Annotated in this window: 13 protein-coding genes and 1 pseudogene; 5 read left to right on the top strand and 9 right to left on the bottom strand. The window is 68.4% G+C overall.

All coding sequences use genetic code 11. The features are described 5' to 3' along the window. Positions 1 to 251: 251 nt before the first annotated feature. Positions 252 to 1,421, bottom strand: coding sequence for a DUF418 domain-containing protein (locus ABZ783_RS36690; protein WP_357447586.1), 1,170 nt, complete (start codon positions 1,419 to 1,421; stop codon positions 252 to 254). Between the two features lie 602 nt (positions 1,422 to 2,023). Here ABZ783_RS36690 and ABZ783_RS36685 point away from each other — a divergent pair. Both ABZ783_RS36685 and ABZ783_RS36680 read left to right on the top strand, forming a co-directional pair. Then, positions 2,024 to 2,605, top strand: coding sequence for an alpha/beta fold hydrolase (locus tag ABZ783_RS36685; RefSeq protein WP_357447583.1), 582 nt, complete (start codon positions 2,024 to 2,026; stop codon positions 2,603 to 2,605). Positions 2,606 to 2,715: 110 nt separating this feature from the next. After that, complete coding sequence (locus ABZ783_RS36680) at positions 2,716 to 3,237, top strand: hypothetical protein (protein WP_357447580.1); 522 nt, start codon at positions 2,716 to 2,718, stop codon at positions 3,235 to 3,237. A gap of 124 nt (positions 3,238 to 3,361) precedes the next feature. Here the strand turns inward: ABZ783_RS36680 and ABZ783_RS36675 are convergent, their stop codons facing one another. Continuing rightward, on the bottom strand, positions 3,362 to 5,374 hold the full coding sequence (locus ABZ783_RS36675) for a M14 family metallopeptidase (protein WP_357447577.1): 2,013 nt from the start codon (positions 5,372 to 5,374) through the stop codon (positions 3,362 to 3,364). A 268-nt stretch (positions 5,375 to 5,642) separates the two neighbouring features. Here ABZ783_RS36675 and ABZ783_RS36670 point away from each other — a divergent pair, with 268 nt between their 5' ends. Continuing rightward, positions 5,643 to 6,128: a GNAT family N-acetyltransferase gene (locus ABZ783_RS36670; protein ID WP_357447575.1), complete on the top strand. Its 486-nt coding sequence runs from the start codon at positions 5,643 to 5,645 to the stop codon at positions 6,126 to 6,128. Between the two features lie 188 nt (positions 6,129 to 6,316). Here the strand turns inward: ABZ783_RS36670 and ABZ783_RS36665 are convergent. The 7 genes and pseudogenes from ABZ783_RS36665 to ABZ783_RS36635 all read right to left on the bottom strand — a co-directional run bounded on the left by ABZ783_RS36665 (position 6,317) and on the right by ABZ783_RS36635 (position 15,212). Next, positions 6,317 to 7,062 (bottom strand): annotated as a pseudogene (locus ABZ783_RS36665) (SDR family oxidoreductase). A gap of 18 nt (positions 7,063 to 7,080) precedes the next feature. Continuing rightward, entirely contained in the window at positions 7,081 to 9,054 is a 1,974-nt protein-coding gene (locus ABZ783_RS36660) for a zinc ribbon domain-containing protein (RefSeq protein ID WP_357447572.1), read from the bottom strand. Positions 9,055 to 9,312: 258 nt separating this feature from the next. Continuing rightward, positions 9,313 to 9,675, bottom strand: a complete 363-nt coding sequence (locus ABZ783_RS36655) for a hypothetical protein (RefSeq protein ID WP_357447569.1) — start codon at positions 9,673 to 9,675, stop codon at positions 9,313 to 9,315. Further along, on the bottom strand, positions 9,672 to 10,103 hold the full coding sequence (locus tag ABZ783_RS36650) for a methyltransferase (RefSeq protein ID WP_357447566.1): 432 nt from the start codon (positions 10,101 to 10,103) through the stop codon (positions 9,672 to 9,674). The genes ABZ783_RS36655 and ABZ783_RS36650 overlap by 4 nt, the downstream gene beginning before the upstream one ends. A 206-nt stretch (positions 10,104 to 10,309) precedes the next feature. Next, a complete protein-coding gene (locus ABZ783_RS36645; RefSeq protein WP_357447562.1) occupies positions 10,310 to 12,394 on the bottom strand; it encodes an MMPL family transporter in 2,085 nt (694 codons plus the stop codon). 395 nt (positions 12,395 to 12,789) lie between these two features. Beyond that, the gene (locus ABZ783_RS36640) at positions 12,790 to 14,787 is read right to left on the bottom strand and encodes a multicopper oxidase family protein (RefSeq protein ID WP_357447559.1); all 1,998 of its coding nucleotides are present in this window, start codon (positions 14,785 to 14,787) and stop codon (positions 12,790 to 12,792) included. Beyond that, complete coding sequence (locus ABZ783_RS36635) at positions 14,784 to 15,212, bottom strand: DUF6220 domain-containing protein (protein ID WP_357447556.1); 429 nt, start codon at positions 15,210 to 15,212, stop codon at positions 14,784 to 14,786. The genes ABZ783_RS36640 and ABZ783_RS36635 overlap by 4 nt, the downstream gene beginning before the upstream one ends. 202 nt (positions 15,213 to 15,414) lie before the next feature. Here ABZ783_RS36635 and ABZ783_RS36630 point away from each other — a divergent pair, with 202 nt between their 5' ends. Then, complete coding sequence (locus ABZ783_RS36630; protein ID WP_357447552.1) at positions 15,415 to 16,659, top strand: sensor histidine kinase; 1,245 nt, start codon at positions 15,415 to 15,417, stop codon at positions 16,657 to 16,659. Further along, on the top strand, positions 16,656 to 17,357 hold the full coding sequence (locus tag ABZ783_RS36625; RefSeq protein WP_357447549.1) for a response regulator transcription factor: 702 nt from the start codon (positions 16,656 to 16,658) through the stop codon (positions 17,355 to 17,357). The genes ABZ783_RS36630 and ABZ783_RS36625 overlap by 4 nt, the downstream gene beginning before the upstream one ends. The last annotated feature ends 89 nt before the right edge of the window (positions 17,358 to 17,446 follow it).

Genomic DNA, 17,446 nt, shown 5'->3' with positions numbered 1-17,446 from the left:
GGCGGACGGGCTGGTCACCGCCTCCCGAGTAGGCGCCCGGTCGGTGCAGGCCAGCAGCCCGGCCGACAGAACCAGGACCGGGACGGCAGCCAACACCTGTCGACGGGACACTTGCTCACAATAACGGACAAAAGCCTGTCGGGGTGGGGAGAGCCGCCGTTTCCAGCACGGCGGTGACGACGACTGGTTACCGGGTCCGGGTCGGGTGCCGGCCGTCGTCCGGCTCGACTGCGGTGGCTTCCGCGTCGGACTTATCGGCGCCACGCCGGCCGTTCGGCGTTGGTCACCGCCCGGAGGATCCACTCGACCGGGCCGTACCGGTGGGTCCTCATCCAGCGAGCGCTCAGCACAAGCTGTGCGGCGAAGATGCCAAATGCGATGGCCAGTACGCCGGCCGGCGGTACCTGGCCGATCAGCCCGAGACCGAGCCCGGTGAAGATCAGAGCACAGATCAGGGACTGGCTCAGGTAGTTGGTCAACGCCATCCGGCCGGCCGGTGCGAGCGCGGCCGAAATGTGACGCCCCGTCGGTGTCTGGAACAGCCGCAGCATCGTGGCGGCGTACGCCGCCGCCAGCGCCGTCCCGGTGAGGGTGGCCAAGGCGAGGCCCTCGACCGTGGTGCGGCCGCCCAGGGCTACGACGGCAAACGCGCCGGCGAGACCCACCGGGTATCCAACGCGCTGGATCAGGCGCAGAGCGCGAGTGTGTGGCGACACGTCGGCCAGCATCCGGCGACGGCCGGCGGCGAGCCCCAGAAGGAACATGGCCAGGGCGACCGGTCCCTGCAGCCTCGCCGTCCCGACGATCATGTGCGGTATCGAACGGACGTTCTGGGTGATGACGGAGGCCGGCCCGCCGGCCAGCGCCGCTGTGACGCTTTCCCCGGCCTTGAGGGCGGCCGACTGCTCGACCGGCGGCGCCTCCGCCAGGGCCATCGAGCCGAAGGAGAGTACGACGACTCCCACGAGCAGGCCGGTCAGGATCACCGCCGTGCGCGGTCGGATCCGGTGCACGGCGAGTAAAACCAGCCCGAGTACGGCGTAGGTGGTGAGGATGTCGCCGTGGAAGAGCAGCACAGCGTGCAGTCCGCCAAGCACGAACAGGCCGGCCAGCCGGCGCAGGAATCGCGGCCGGAAGGCGGTGTCCCGGCGCCGCGCCGCGTCGAGTTGGAGCGTGAAGCTGTAACCGAACAGGAACGAGAAGAGCAGGTAGAACTTCATCTCGAACAGCAGCGCCACGCTGTCGTGGATCCGATGGTCAAGCCAGGAGGGGTACGCCGGGTCAGGGATGCGGTGGAACGCGTACCCCGAGGCGAAGTACCAGATGTTGACCAGCAGGATGCCGAACAACGCGAATCCCCGCAGCGCGTCCACGTCCAGGATCCGGTCGAACGCATCACTGCTCGGTGGCGTCCGAGCCATAGGCCCCTTTACCCCGGGGACAGCGGTGTTCACCACGGCCCGAGCGGGACCCGCAGGCCGCCGCCTCACAACGGCCGGTCCCTGTCACCCCGGTCTTTCTTCCCGTCGCGATGTCGGCATAACGGGGCATCAACAAGGGTTAAAGATCGTTCGCCCGTCCAACCTTCCCGTCACCTGTAGTCCCCGGACGGAACGGGCACCCTTGGGCTTTTCCCGAGCTTCACACCCAACTGAGGACCAAGCCACCCATGCTGGGCTGGACAGGTCACGAACACGCTGAACGGGACTCGCGGACGAGCTGCACGTCACGCCGGCTCAGCCGTTCCAGCTGCTACTCCACCACGAGCAGGTGTGCCGGACGCCCGGCAAGGAGGCAACAGGCGCTGCTGAGCCACCAAATCCTAATGCTCCCCTGGTGCCGGACTCGAACCTTGCTTCGAAGGCATGTAGGTGCGGTTGGGACGCGTCGTCCCAGGCCGCCCATACACCTACGCTTGCGGCATGAGGGACCCCAGCTCGCACCGGACCCCCGCCACGCCAGACCTCCCGATGCCGCCGGCGGTACCAGAACCGGATCGTCACGAGCGCGCAGGAGGATCGTCATGGCAGGGATCCGGCAGATCTTGTTCATCCAGGGCGGCGGCGCGGGCGCGCACGACGAGTGGGACGACAAGCTGTTCGACAGCTTGAGGCGGGAGCTCGGGGACGGGTACGAGGTCCGCTACCCGCGCATGCCCGACGAGCACGACCCGAGCTACGTCAAGTGGAGCGCGGCCATCCGGCATGAGATGACGACCTTGGACGACGGCGCGGTCGTCGCCGGCCATTCGGTGGGCGGGACGATCCTCATCAACGCGCTCGCCGAGAGGCCACCGGAGCCGGAGAAGCTCAGGGCGATCGTGCTGATCGCCGCTCCGTTCGTCGGTGCGGGCGGCTGGCCCGGCGACGAGTTCGAGCTGCCGCACGACCTCGGTGCGAGGCTGCCGCAAGGCGTGCCGGTGCATGTGTTCCACGGGCTTCAGGACGAGACGGCCCCACCGTCGCATGCTGACCTGTACGCCCGCGCCATCCCACAGGCACAGCTGCACCGGCTGCCCGGGCGCGATCACCAGCTGGACAATGACCTGAGCGAGGTGGCGAAGACGATAAGTCCTGACGACCTCGGACCCGTCACCAAGGGATAGCGAAAAGCCCCGGGCCCTCCTAATCCACGGCTCTGTCCGCGCCCCGCGGAGCGGCCCACTCTGCCCAAAAACTCCGGGACATCGACACCCTTGAGGTAGATCATGTGTCGATGACCAGTGGAGCGGCTCTTACCGGCCTCCAGGAAGCCGCCATCCTGTGGAGCGTGGGTTCCGTCCCCGCAACTGACGTGATTGATGCCGCCTGCGCCTGCCTGGTAGCAGGCACAGATACTCCGACCCTCCGAATCCTGGCCGGCGTCTCGCCTGTCAAGGGCAGCGAGAGCGACGAGCTGCGCCGCTGGCTGCGAGACGCGCTGACGGAGCTTTCCCTGGCCTACTACCGGGAAGGAAGCCGAGAGGGGGAAGAGGCAGCCCTCCGGGTCATGGCCCGACGGCTGCTCGTCAAGACCATCACACCTCGCGACCTCACGTCCTGGGCATCCGGGTTCATCACCTACGACGGAACTCCCCTGGCAAGGGACCTCATCGACCTCGAAAACACGTACGACTACCTTGACGCCGTCTACGAAGGGCGGCAGTACACCAGAACCGTGGCCGAGGATGTCGACACAAAGGTCATCGCCGAAGCACGGCGCCTGCTCGGTGACGCCAGCGCAGCCGCAGTCGGCTGAGCTGCGGATCCTCTCGGGGCACATCGCCGATCTTGTGCTTCTGGGCCGCCGCTTCCGGTCGACCCGGGTCCGAATGCCGACGGTCCCCACCCCGTTGAACGGGGGTGGGGACCGCCCAATCGGATCAGTTCAGGCGTACGGATGTGGCATCGAGACCGCCGCGAACGCTGACCGCCTTCACCGCGACGGTGTCGCTGCCGGTCTTGATCACCCGGAGGCGGACCTTCTGCTTATCGCCGCCGTCCAGATAGAACTGCGGCGCGGCACCGACCGCGCGGGCACCTTCGACCTTGACGGTGTCCGGAGCGACGATCTTGATCTCCTTCGCCTGCTCGAGAGCCGTCGGAATGCGACCGATGTTGTTGACCGTCGCCGTGATCTCGTGCGTCGCGCCGTCGCTCTGCGTACCCGTGAGCTTCTTGGCGGTGACCTCGGTCAGGTCGACCTGCGGCAGTGAATCGATCAGATACAGGTTGAACCGGGCCTGGTTGGCAGCCCACTCACCGATCAGATCGGCCGACGGGTTCTGCGACCAGAACTTCGGGTTGATCCCGCCGATCTCGACCTTCCCCAACTTGGGGTGTTGCACCTCGGTCCACGGCAGGAAGCAGTTCGTGCGGCCGTTCTCGGCGCACCACCGCGACCGCTCCCAGTCGGCGTACCGGCCGTCCTTGTCGTAGTCGATGTAGTCACCGCCGTTCCAGATCTCGTCCCCGTACCAGACCGCGCCGTACTGGAAGTAGCCGAAGTCCGGGCCGTGCCCGAACAGAGGCGTCGGCTGGCCACCGTTGCGCGTGGCGTAGTCGATGTAGACGCTTCCCGTGTTCCGGTAGCCGGTGAACGAGGCACCCGCCTTGTCGAAGTGCTCGTAAAGCTTGCGGTCGCTCGCATACATGCACTCGACCGGGTCGCAGGTCGACGGCCCCCGCAGATGCATGGGCACCCGGGTGTCCATGCTGTTCACCGCGGCGATGTTCGTGTGCGACATCAGCCAGGTGTACACATGCCGAGTTTCCGGCTCCGACAACGGATACTCGCCGGCCCCGCCCTGGGTCAGGTTCCGGCCCGTCGCGTCGTCCGCCGGCATGACATGCCAGTTGTACGGGTAGTTACGGTGCAGGTCGAGGCCGCCGATGCCGTCCTCGTTGTAGCGGCCGTCGCCGTCGTTGTCGACACCCTCGGAGAACATCAGGTAGTCACCCTTGCCCGCGCCGACACTGAGCATCGCGTTCCCGGCCGGATCCCGCTCGTCGACGACGTGTGTGCCCTTGCCCGCGCCGACGTACTGGCGCATCTGGCTCAGGTACCCGTCACCATTGAGGTCCTCGCCCGGATCCTCGTCGCGCTTGCCGTCACCGTCGCTGTCGTCCGGCCGCACCGTCGACCGGTTCGTCTGGGCGGTGTACAGGTACATGTCGTGGCCGTCGGGGTTGTTGACCGGCCGGATGTACACCGTCTTCTCGTCGAGCAGCTTGTCGACCTTCGCGTCCTTGCCCGCCTGGGTGATGAGGTGGTGTGCCAGCCAGAGCGAACTCTCGGCGGACGACACCTCGCCCGAGTGGCGGTTTCCCTCGAAGTAGGCGGCTGGCTTGTCGGTGTCGGCGCCGGTGGACTTGTCGGTGATGGTCAACTGGTAGATCGGCTGCCCGCTGTAGCTCTCGCCGACGATGTGCAGGTCGACGATGTCTGGGCGCTCGTGGGCCCACTTCTTCAGCCACCACTGGATTTCGATGCCGGTGTGGAAGTGCGCGAAGTCCATCTGGCCCGCGGTCTTCGGCTTCACCTGGTCGTACTTGACGACCTTGAACGTGCTCTCGCCGTCGCGCTGCCCGGCGATCGTGAGGGTGGGGGAGGTGGGCGTCACGCTGCCGGGGAACGGGCCTGGATCCTGCGGCGGCTGCAGGCCGACGGCGTAGGCGGGGGCCGCGGACATGGCCGCGTCGTCAAGCCCCTGCGCGGCGGCTGGCCCCCACAGCTGCGCGGTGCCGAGGATCAGGGCGCCCGCTGCCAGGGGCGCCAGTATGGAGACCGGGCGGATGCGCTGCAGGAGGCGCGCTCTTGGTGTGTGCTGGATCGGTGTGTCGTGCGAGGAGGCGTCTCGCTGACCGGATGAGTTATGTGAGGCGTCGGAACCCAAGGCAATCTCCCACTGTCACGTCAGCGCGCTCTCGTGCCCAGCAGGCACGACAGTCGCGCTGGGTAAGGGGGTGGCCACCCTTTGGATACTCGAGTTCCGACCACCGTAGTCGATCATCAGAAAGATGTAAATACTTGATCGACGTTGACTCCTTACTGCCGTGCCCCGCGCTGCCTGGCCTCGCATGATGGTTGACGAGGCGGGAGCGGCAGTGCTCGCGGAACTTCACCGTGATGTCCATGCCTGTGCTGGCGGGTATTGTCGTCGCGTGCCCGAGTTGATCGCACCTGCTGTCCGCCTGCACAGTGCCTGGCTCGACGCTCATGCAGAGTGGGGCCCCGGGTTGCATGAGGACGGTTTCGGACTGGGCCCGTCCGACGAGGTGGATTCACCGGCCGGATTCGCGGCCTGGGTGGCGAGGCTGGCGGACCACCATTGCATGTATCGATGGATCGTCGAGAGCGATCGCGTGCTCGGCGGGATTGCACTGCGGCACGGTAGTAGTGATTACGTGCGGTGGGCCGGCCACATCGGTTTCGGCATCCGGCCGTCCGCACGCCAGCGCGGGCTGGCCACCTGGGCGATGGGCCGAATGCTCGACGAGGCGCGAGTGCTCGGCCTGGAGCGGCTGCTGGCCGTCTGCGCGGTCGACAATGTCGCCTCGGCGAAGACGATCGAGCGGTGCGGCGGCGTATTCGAGTGCATCCGGGACACCGACTTCGGCCCCGCCCGGCGTTACTGGATCGAGCTTTAGCGATAGGGCCAGGCGCGCACATCCGCCCCAACTAGCGCAGTGGCTCAGCCTCAACCATCCGGAGTAACACGCCGGACGAGGTCTCCCGCTCAGGCGACTGGAAAGAGGCTGCGGCCCGTCCCCGCTACGACGGGTAGGGACGGGCCGCAGGTGTGCGCAAGGGTGGGCAAACGGTGGTGAGTCGATGATCAGATGGTGAAGCCGCCGTCGACGTTGATCGTCGCGCCGGTGATGTAACGCCCCTCCGGACCGGCGAGGAACGCCACCGCGGCGGCCACGTCGGCTGGTTCCGCGTAGTGGCCGAGGGCGGTGAATCCGTTGATCGTGTCGGCGTTAGGGCCGTCGGCCGGATTCAGTTCGGTGTTTGTGGCCCCTGGGTTCGCGAGATTCACGGTGATCGCCCTGCCGCCGAGTTCACGTCCAAGCGCCTTGGTCAGGCCGATCAGCGCGGTCTTACTCATCGCGTAGAGCGAAAAGCCCGGGAAGACCGCACGCGCTCGGCCATGTTGCTGCCGATGTTGATGATCCGCCCACCGGCCGACATACGGCGCACTGCGGCTTGCGAGGCCACAAACGGTGCCCGGACGTTGACCGCAACGGTCTGCTCGAACTCTGCCAGGCTCAGCTCATCCAGCGGTCCGAGCAGAAACGCGCCGGCGGTGTTGACGAGGATGTCCAACCGACCCAGCTCACCGGCGACCCGGTCCACCGCGGCGATCACTGCCGCCGGATCGGCACTGTCGGCCTGCACGGCGATCGCTTGCCGTCCCGCGGCCTTGATCTGGTCCACCACATCGTCGGCGCGCTGCTGATTCCGCTGGAACGTCAGCGCCACGTCGGCGCCTTCCTCGGCCAGGCGTAGCGCCACTGCGGCGCCAATGCCACGACCACCGCCGGTAACCAGAGCCACCTTGCTATCAAGTGCGTTGTTCATGAGGCAAAGCGTCCCTGATCAGCTTAGCGATCCTGAGTCGGATTGAGTTTCCGGGATCGTGTTCCACCGTGGTGGGGTTGCGTGGGCGTGGAGATGGAATCCTGCGCCCAGTGCGGCTCCTCGTGGCCGGTGGCCGGCGGTGGGTGTGCTGATCGTGTTCACGCTCTGGTGTCGGTGGGCTGCGCGGGGCAGCTTCCGGTCCGTTGGTGCGTGTCCCTCCGGACGCTTTCCCGCTCGGCTGTGGGGCCGGGTGGGGGAGGGTGCCCTGCGTCGCCTGGGCGCGGGGCGTGGTGGCTTGTGCCGGGTGGGGCCGGTCTTCGACCGGTCCCACCGGCTGGCATTGGAGCTCGGGGTGACGACGGCGCCGGCTTCGAGCTCGTCGACGACCGAGCGGATCACCATGGCGCCGGTGGTCTTGTCGATGACGGTTTTGGCCTGATGGGTGAGGCCGCGGGCGGCGATACGCCGCCAGGCGCCGTGGTCGCGGTCTCCCTGCCAACCACAGCTGCCGGTGTTGGGGCAGATGGCCCACTTCCATCCCGGTGTGGTGGGCCGGTCGGGGGCTTTGCGGTGCTGTAGCGGGGTCAAACATTGCGGGCAGTGCTTTGACGTGTTGCGGGCGGGCACGGTGACCACGGCGATACCGGTCTCGGCGGCGAGGTGCCGCATCCGGTCGCTGATCTTTCCGCGGACCTGCTGGGACAGGCGCGTGTTCAGGCTGTGCCCCATGCCCCGCGCTTCCATCGACCGCAGGTCTTCCAGGTAGATGACGGTCGCCCGGGCGGCGATGGCCTGGTCGACGGTCCAGCGGGCGGCGGCCCACGCGAGCGCGTCGTTCAGGTTCGCGCGGCGGGCGGAGACGTGGCGGATCTCGCTAACCAGCACCTCGTGTTTCACTCTCAGATGCTCGTCGGGGCGGCCGCCGAGCAGCCGCGCGTACTGGTCGGCCTTCGCATGCAGCCGCTCACTCTGGCGGCGCAGGCGGTGCTGCTTGGCCAGGACCCCAGCGGCCCGGAACTGTCCACCAGCCCCCAACGCCGTGATCCGCCCGTCCTTACCCAGTCGCAGGGCACCGGCGCTGAGGAGAGTGTTGAGGCCCCAATCCACGCCAAGCGCCACCGAGTGGCCGGTGGCCCGGGCCTTCGGCACGACGTGCGTGTACGCCATGTCGGCACGCACCGTCCCGTCGGTGAGGCGGAGGGTGGGCAGGTGAAGCACCGCCGAGGCGGGAACCGTGGACGGCAGCCTGATCGGACACTCGACCCACGTCCAGTCCCGATACCCTCGCGGATCCGGACGGGTGGGCAGTTGCAGCCGCAGCAGCACTCTCGCCGGGTCGGTGTCGCTGCGCTCGATGATGGCCTGCTGCCGGTCACACGCGGCCAGCAGCAGCATCCGCCCGATTCTCGGGACGCCTTCGAGTTCGAACACGTCCACCGGCAGCCGGCCGTTGGCCTTGACGAACGTGGCAGCCTGCCGGGTCCGGCCCTTGATCACATTGGATGGCAGGTGCTGCCCGCCGGGGATCGAGGCTCGCACGTGTTCCCACTCGGCGGGGGTGCGCTTGCGCGGATCGGCCGGCCACGTCGCCAGGACCCCGGCGGTCACCTCGGCGCGCCACTTCACCGAACGCAGTGCACGTCCCGCCTGCTCCTGCGCCATCCGCACGACCCGGTCATTGACCCTCACACCCCCAGGCGGAGCGACCGCCCAGCCCAGACGCCGCAACGCCATCCACGCGTGCGACGGCAACCGCCGCCCACCCGCATCCACCCCGCCGGCCAGTACCTCCACATCCACGCTGTTCCAATGCTCACCGACCAGCGCGGCCACCATGCCCGCCACCAGATCAGCACACCAACCAATACGTTGTGCCAACACCGCCGGAGACAGCACCTCACCGGTTGCCTCATCCACCCCCACGCGCAGCACCGCGCGGGCACACGCGGTGCGGGCCGTCTCACCCTCGGCCAGCCGCAGCTTCCCGCTCACCGACTCAACGCCTCAACACCGATCCAGAAACACCGGCCCTCACCGCCGGCCCACGCCACCGGAACCCTCCCGAGCCAGCCCAAACATGATGCGCCACAGGGTGAACACCGACACGCTTCCCGGCCTTGGAAAGCCGAAAACGTTCCACAAGGCCAATCTATGGTCACTGATCATCGATAATCAAATCGGTTAGCCTGGTCGACGAAACCCCAGCCGTCCGGCGGTGATCGGACGCCGCGTTCGCCGCTACTCCCGGCCTCAGGGTTTCCGGCCCCAGGCCGAGATCATGGGCGAGGTGGCGAGATCGAGGAGCCCCGCCGCGACGTTGTCGAGATGCCGGTCGACTTCTTCGTTGGTAGCCAGGCCGGCGGCGACCAGCCGGTCGCGGATCTGCGCCACGGTGGCCTGCTCCAGCAGGATGCAGGCAGCGCCGGTCATCGGGAAGTAGGCGTCGGCTTCGATGCCCACGAGCCCCGCGCCGCGCAACAACCGAGGCAACGTGCGCCCGTACGACAGGTCCACGCCACGCTGAGCCATCAGCGTGCGGAAGTCCTGCTTGAGTTTGTTGGCCAGCCGCTGGGCCGGGCCCGACTCGTCCGGGCAGACCAGCGGCTGCATCATGGGGTCGGCCTCACCAGCAGCCAGCCGCCGGGTCGCAGCGCCGAGATCATGGCGGCCAGTGCCGCGGCACGCTGTGGCACGTGCACCAGGACGAGGCGCGCGTGCACCAGGTCGAATCCGTCCGCTGGCGGCGGCTCGACGCCGACGTCGTGGCGGCGGACCTCGTAGCCAGCGTCGGAGGCAGCGGTCATCCACGAGGCGTCTATGTCGGTGGCGAGCACGTGCCCCGCCGGGCCGACGCGTGCGGCGAGCCAGGACGGCACGCTGGGGCCGCCGGCGCCGACTTCCCAACACCGCCAGCCGTCCGCGATGCCGAGCGCGTCGATGTGCCGGAACGTGGAAGGGTTGAACAGCGCCGCCAGGGCGTCAAAACGTGCCCCCGCTTCCGCCTGCTGATTGTCGAGCAGATAACCGCTGTCGTCGGCCACGTCCGCATCATCCCTCTCGCCGATGTTCAGGTTCAGCCACGCCGCGCGGAGTGACTCTGGCCGACGAGCGGAGCAGCACGCTCGGATGCTGCCAACAGAGCACGGTGTCCGCGACGCACCAACCCGTAGGCATCCTCCTAGGATGCCTACGGGTGGTGTGGTAAACCGCCCGCCCGAGGGTTTCCGCACTCCGACGCGGGGAGGGATCAGACTCCGACCTCGGCCTGTGTGGCCGTGGCCGTCTTCGGTGAGCGACGTCCGGGCATCCACCAGTTGGCCTCGCCGCACAGTTCCATCACCGCGGGGACGAGGACCATCCGGATGATGGTGGCGTCGACGAGCACGGCGATCGCCATGCCCAGACCGATCTGCTTGACCGAGACGTCGGGGCCGAGCACGGCGGTCGTGAAGATGGCGATCATGATGGCGGCTGCGGCCGTGATGACCTTGGCGGTTCGCGCCAGCCCGCGAGCGACGGCCAGCCGAGTGTCGCCGGTGCGCTCGTACTCCTCACGGATCCGCGAGATCAGGAAGACCTCGTAGTCCATCGACAGGCCGAACAGGAGCGGGAACATCATCATCGGCACCCAGGTCGTGATCGGCATGGCCGCGGGGAAACCGAGAGCCGAGCCGAGCCACCCCCACTGCACGATCGCGACCAGCACGCCGTAGGCGGCGCCGATCGACAGCAGATTCATCACGGCGGCCTGCAGCGCGATCGTGACCGACCGGACCAGCACGACCAGCAGCAGCAGGGACAGCGCGATGACGACCGTGATCATCAGGGGTAGGCGCGAGCTGGTGTCCGCGGCGAAGTCGATCGCACCGGCGTTCGGGCCGCCGAGGTAGACCGCATTGCCGCCGGGCGCCTTGGACAGCACGTCGTGGCGGAGCTTGTGCACCAGGTCCGCGGTCGCCTCGTCCTGGTATCCGGTCTTGGGGAAGGCCATGAAGATGGCAGCCAGCCCATCCTGGCTGATCCGCGGCTGAGTGGCGTAGGCGACGCCCTCGGTCTTCCTGACCGCCGCGACGACGGAACTCAGATCGTCGTCCGTGGAGCCGACCTCGGTGGCGAAGATCAGGGGTGCGCCGTAGCCGGGACCGAAGCCCTCGGAGAGGATCTCGTACGAGGTGTAGCTGCTCCGGTCGCGGGGCTGGACACTGGCGTCGGGCAGGCTCAGCCGCATCGACAGCGCGGGGGCGGCCAGCACCAGCAGACTCGCGCCGGCCAGAAGCGCGGCGACCAGCGGCTTGCGCTGCACCACGCCGGCCCAACGTTCGGCGGCGGTACGGCGCTCCCGCGACGGGGCACCGCCAGCCCCGCGCCAGCGGGACGTGCGACGGGGCAGGCGCAGCGAGTTGATCCGGTGGCCGATGAAGCCCAGGAACGCCGGCAGCAGGGTAACCGCGGCGATCATCGTCACCAGCACCGTCACCGACGCGCCGATGGCCACGCCGGTCATCATCTTCTGTCCCATGGCGATCAGGCCCAGCAGTGCGATCAAGACGGTCGTGCCGGCGAACAGCACCGCGTGACCAGCGGTGGTGATGGCCTTGACCGTGGCACTCTCGGGCTCGTCGCCGTCCTGCAGGCTGTCCCGGTAGCGGGTCAGGATGAACAGTGCGTAGTCGATGCCGACACCGAGCCCGATCAACGAGCAGACGAGCACCGTGAAATCCGGCGAGGGGACCACATGCCCCACGAGCTTCATCAGGGCGATGCCGCCGAGGACCGCCATCAGTCCGGTCACGAGCGGCAGGCCCATCGCCACCAGCGACCCGAAGGCGATGAACAAGACCACCGCCGCCGTCAGGAGGCCCACACCCTCGGCCGGGCCCTGCGGGGGCGTCTCCGCCTTCTCCGCCTTCTCCCCGCCCAGCCCCAGCGTCACGCCGTCACCGGAGGCGTCCTTGACCCTGTCCACCAGGGGCTTGACCTCAGTCTTCGCTACATCCTTGTCGGTCAGCGGGATGGTCGTACGGGCGATACGGCGATCCTTCGTCACCAGATTCTCGTCCTGATACGGCGAGATCACCGGCCCGGTAATGGATGACGCGTCCAGATCGGCGATGACCTTCTCGATCTTCTGCCGGGCGGCGGGATCGTCGATCCCCTTCTCCGCCTTGATCGCGAGAGTCAGCGTGTCCCCTTGCTGCTCGGGGAAGTGCTTCTCGATCAGGACCTGCGCCCTGGCGGAATCGGAGTCTCCACCGGCATAGTCGTTGTCGGAGGCGGCGCCGTAGCTGAAGCCGACGAACGCCACCGCGATTACGCCGACGATCCAGGTCACGAGGACCAGGCCACGGCGCCGGAAACAGAACCGGGCTAGTCCCGCCAGGGCCCCATCCGTACGGGGAGCCTCGGTTGTCATCATCTTCTCCTCAATCGTTGAGCGTTGCATTCAATCGCCTTGATCCGTTGCCTGGTTGGCAGAAAATGCGTGTCAGCAGAATCGCGGTGTCCCGTGGCGCGTTTCGCAGCGGAGCGAGAATCGCCGACTCGGCGAGTTCCTCAAGAGCCGTGTTGACGACGTCCAGGTCGGCAGGGGAGAGGGACGGTGCTCGACGGGCCAGCCGACGTAGTTCGGCGTCGATGACGGCCCGGTGGTGCCGGTGCACCAGGGCCAGGACGTCCGACTTGAGATCGTCCGTGCACCGGGCGGGCCGATCAGCGGCGCGGGCTGAATCAGTGGCCATGGCCGGGGCTTCCGCCGTGCGAGCCGCCGAATGGCGTCGTGACACCGTCGTAGTGGAGCCGCAGCATCATCCCCTGATGCGCGTGCGGCAGGTTGTGGCAATGGTTCATCCAGATTCCGGGATTCGTAGCGCGGAACGCGACCTCCCACGTCTCGCCCGGTCGGACGTCGAAGGTGTCCACCCACAGCGGACTACCCGTCGACGGCGTCCCGTTCCTGGACAGGATCAGCACGGGATGGCCGTGCAGGTGCCACGGGTGCGTTTCCAGGCTTCGGTTGACGACGGTGAACCGGACGATGTCGCCTTCGGCGACGAGCTGGTCGGGGATGGAGGGGTGGCCTCGACCGTTGACGGTCTGCGCAAACGCAGGCTTCCCGTCGACCATCGCCACCCCGCGATCGAGGACCATGGTGAAGTGCCGGTCGGCGCTGCCGCTGTCGAAGGGCACGGCGGCCGGAGCCCCGTACCGCAGCAGGTCGAGCTCCGGCAGGTCAGACGTGTCCTCGACACGCGCTTCGCCGCGCGCATCGCCATGCGGGCGCAGGCGCACTCCGCCGTCATGATCGTCGTCGACAACGAGCGCCACGGACGTATCCGGCATGAGGAACACCAGGTCGTACCGCCCGCCCGCGGGCAGGTGCAGTCCGACGTCGCTGACCTCACCGGGCTGGTTGAGGTCTCGGCCGTCGACGGCCGCCACCCGGAACGGGGTTCCGGCGAGGACGATCCGGTGCGGATCCGAGTCGGTGTTGATCACTCGCAGCCGAACCGGTGCGCCGGGTGGTGCGGCGTGTTCGGTTTTGCCGTCTCCGCCGGCGATCACGACGGTGCCGTCGAAGGTGTGCACGGGCAGCGTCAGGTCCACCTGCTCCACCGCGGGTTGTTCGTCGGCCCGCTGCCCGTCGCGCGGCTGCACGACGAGAGTCCCAAACAGCCCCTTGTGTACGCCGACGTGGGACGCGTAATGGGTGTGGTACCAGTAGGTGCCCACCTGATCGGCGCGAAACCGGTAGACGAAGTCCGCACCGGGTCGCACGGCCAGCTGCGTCACGCCCGGCGCGCCGTCCTCACCGCACGGTACGTCGTAGCCGTGCCAGTGCAGGCTCACGCCGTCGTCGATGTCGGCGTTGTGCAGCCGCACCTCAATCAGGTCACCCTGGGTCGCGGTGATCGCCGGGCCCGGGACCTCCCCGTTGTAGGTCCACGCGTCGATCTCCCGCCCGGACGGGAGCCGTACGGTGGCCTTCTTCGCGGTGAGCACCTGCCGCCGCACGGTGCCACCCGGTGCCGGTGAGCCGGAGCCCCGCAGGTCGGCCACCGACACGGCCGCCCGGGACGAACGTCCCGGGCCGCCGCCCCTGGTCACCGATTCGGTGGGGAGGAACGACAGCCCGGTGCCGGCACCGGCCGCGGTCACCACGACCGCGCCACCGGTCCAGCCGAGAAACCGGCGGCGCGAGATCGCGGGTCGATCCTCCGGCGCCTGCGCGACGCCCGCATCGGCGCTGCTCTCGACCGGAGCCGTGACCACTCGCGCGGTCAGCAACGCGCCGGCGCCCACGAGCGAGATCGTGATCAAGGCCGCGCTCACAGTAAGCGGGTATCCGACCAGGAAGGTCACCACCAGACCGGCCAGCGCCGCGTAGCCCGCGGTGAACACCGAGACCACACCACGGGCCGACCCTCCAGCTGCTCGCCCCCGTCTTACCGCGAGCAGCTGCGGGCCGGCGACCAGCACGGCGACGGCCCCGGCGGCCCCCAGCAGCGGCAGCCCCAGGAGCACCTTCTCCTGTACGAACCACCAGCCCCGGCCGGCCAACATCGCCACGGTGCCCACCCGGACCAGCGTCACGAGCACCGCCGCGACGAGGCCGGTGAGCGCCAGCCGGGTGCGCCGGAGCGCCAGCGTGACGCCGGCGGCGAACCACGCGGCGATGCTCAGCAGCGCGACGACATGGTCCAGGATGATCCACAGCCCCGTGGTCATGGCGCCTGTCGCGCAGGCGTGGCCGGCCTGGGCAGCTGGGTGTCCGGCCTGGACAGCTGCCTGGCCTGGCGGATGATCATCCCGGTCACTGCCACGATGGCGAGACCGTTGACCGCGTGCAGGCCGAAGACGAGCCCGCCGGCGGTGCCGTCGAGCGCCGTGGCGATCCCCTTGATCACGAACTGGACAACCGCGAGCCCGGCGACCAGGCCACTCATCCCGATGACCCGCCCGGGCATTCGGGCTGTCGCGGCGACGACGGTCACCAGGACCGCGATCAGAACAATCCCGCCGCCCAGCGCGCGGTGCGGCTGGAAGGACTCGTCGTTGGGTGCCGTGTCGAAAGCACCGCTGGCAGCCAGGAAGAACTGTGCGACGACGGCCAGCATCTGCAGGGCCGCCACGCCGGCGAAGAATCTACGCATGGCACGCTCCTCGAAGTGGGTGAGGGTGATCGCTCATGGCGGTGATCGTCGCGCCGGTGAGGCCGCCGTGGCCTCTGACAACGGATGGCAGCGTCTACGCAATTGGGCGTAGACGACCTGGTAGCTCACTACGCCCGCGCGCGTAGCAGGTCGCGCATCTGTGCCGAGCGTCGTCCGTGGGCGGGAACAGTAGGATCACCGCATGCAACCACGTGCCGTGTCGTTCCCCTTGCGTATGGTGGCGCAAGACGTGGCGCTCGCGCTCTTCGTCACCGTGATGCAGGTGCAGGGCACGGTCGCCAAGGTTGCCATCGAGGGGGCACCGCGCCCGCTCGCCGACTTCGGAAACCTCGGATACGCGCTGCTGATGGTGAGTGGCCTGGCCCTGGCCGTCCGCCGCCGGTGGCCGGTGCCGGTGTTTGTCACCACCGCGCTCGCCAGCTTGGTGTACTACGGTCTCGACTTCCCGGACGGGCCCGGCTGGCTCGGGCTCTTCGTCGCCCTGTACACCCTCACCGCCTACGGCGACGGGCGCCGATCGCTGGTGGTGGCTGGCGTGGGTACCACGGTGCTCGCCGTCTGGTGGCTGGTCGCCGCGGCCGACATCGAACCACGCGCCGCCATCGGCTGGGTGTTCTTCCGGATCGGTGCATCGGTCATGAGCGCAGCCCTCGGCGAGTCCGTCCGGTCTCGACGGGTCATCGCCGCCGAAGCTCAGGCGCGCGCCGAGCTGGCGGAACGGACTCGCGAGGAGGAAGCACGGGCACGGGTCGACGCCGAACGGCTGCGGATCGCGCGCGAGGTCCACGACACCGTCGCGCACGCCATAGCGATCATCAACGTCCAGTCCGGTGTCACCGCGCACGTGCTCGACAAGAGGCCGGAAGTGGCACGCGAGGCGCTGCAAGCCATCGAACAGACCAGTTCCCGGGCGCTGCGGGAGATGCGAGCCATCCTCGGGGTGCTCCGTGACGACACCGACGGGCGCGTGCCGTACCCAGGGCTCGAGCAGATCGACGAACTCACCGCCAAGGCACGCGATGCCGGACTCGACATCAAACTCGAGCAGACCTCGCCCGCGGCGCCGTTGCCGAGCGCGGTGGGCAGCGCCGCCTACCGAATCCTGCAGGAATCGATCACCAACGTGATCCGTCACGTCGGCCCGACCCGGGTGACGGTAGCGCTGCACCCAGGGATCGACGCCTTGGAGATCCGCGTGACCGATGAGGGGCGCCACGCCCGCCCAACCGGCGACCCCGCGGGCCCGCACCTACCGGCCCAGCAGCCGACCGGCACCGGCAGCTCGGCCAAGCCCGGCCGCGGCATCCTCGGCATGCGCGAACGCTGCCAACTGCTGGGCGGAGAACTCGAGGCAAAGCCGACACCGGGCGGAGGGTTCGAAGTCATGGCCCGGCTGCCCCTCGCGCCGACCGGGTCACGCCTATGAACGCACCGGCCACATCACCGTCAACCAACGCTCCGATCAAGGTGCTGCTCGCCGACGACGAGGGTCTCGTCCGGTCCGGATTCAAGGTCCTGCTCGACGTCGAGGACGACATCATGGTGGTGGGAGAAGCCACCAACGGCGCCGAAGCCGTCGAGCGGGCCCGCGCCACCCGCCCCGACGTCGTCCTCATGGACATCCGCATGCCAAAGCTGGACGGGATTCAAGCCACCACCCAGATCACCGCGACGCACGGGTTGGAGCAGGTCCGAGTCCTCATCCTCACCACCTACGACACCGACGAGTACGTCTTCGAGGCATTGGAAGCCGGCGCCAGCGGCTTCCTGCTCAAAGACGCCGGGCCGGCCGAGCTCCTGCACGCCATCCGGGTGGTCGCTGCCGGAGACGCGCTGCTCGCACCCCGGATCACCCGACGCCTCATCGGCCAGTTCACCGCGCAACGAAGCGCTGCCCAGGTCGCGGAGGACCGGCTCGCGGTGCTGACCCAGCGCGAGCGCGAAGTGCTGGCCCTGGTGGGACAGGGCCTGAGCAACAACGAGATCGGCGCCGAGTTGTTCCTCAGCCCGGCCACCGCCCGCACCCATGTCAGCCACGCGATGGCGAAGCTGGGTGCGCGCGACCGCGCGCAACTGGTCGTCATCGCCTACCAGACCGGACTGGTCAGCCCCAACATGGCTTGACATCCTCCCGGCCCTGAAGGGGCCGGGATTCCCACGGTTGCCCGTGAGGTTTCCTGTTTCATTGCCGACTGCCTGTCCGGGAGGATTTT

Origin of the sequence: Micromonospora sp. NPDC047738 (assembly GCF_040642675.1) — a bacterium.
GTDB lineage: Bacteria > Actinomycetota > Actinomycetes > Mycobacteriales > Micromonosporaceae > Micromonospora.
Note: the sequence above shows the minus strand (reverse complement) of the source record. Positions and strands in the feature narration are given on the sequence as shown.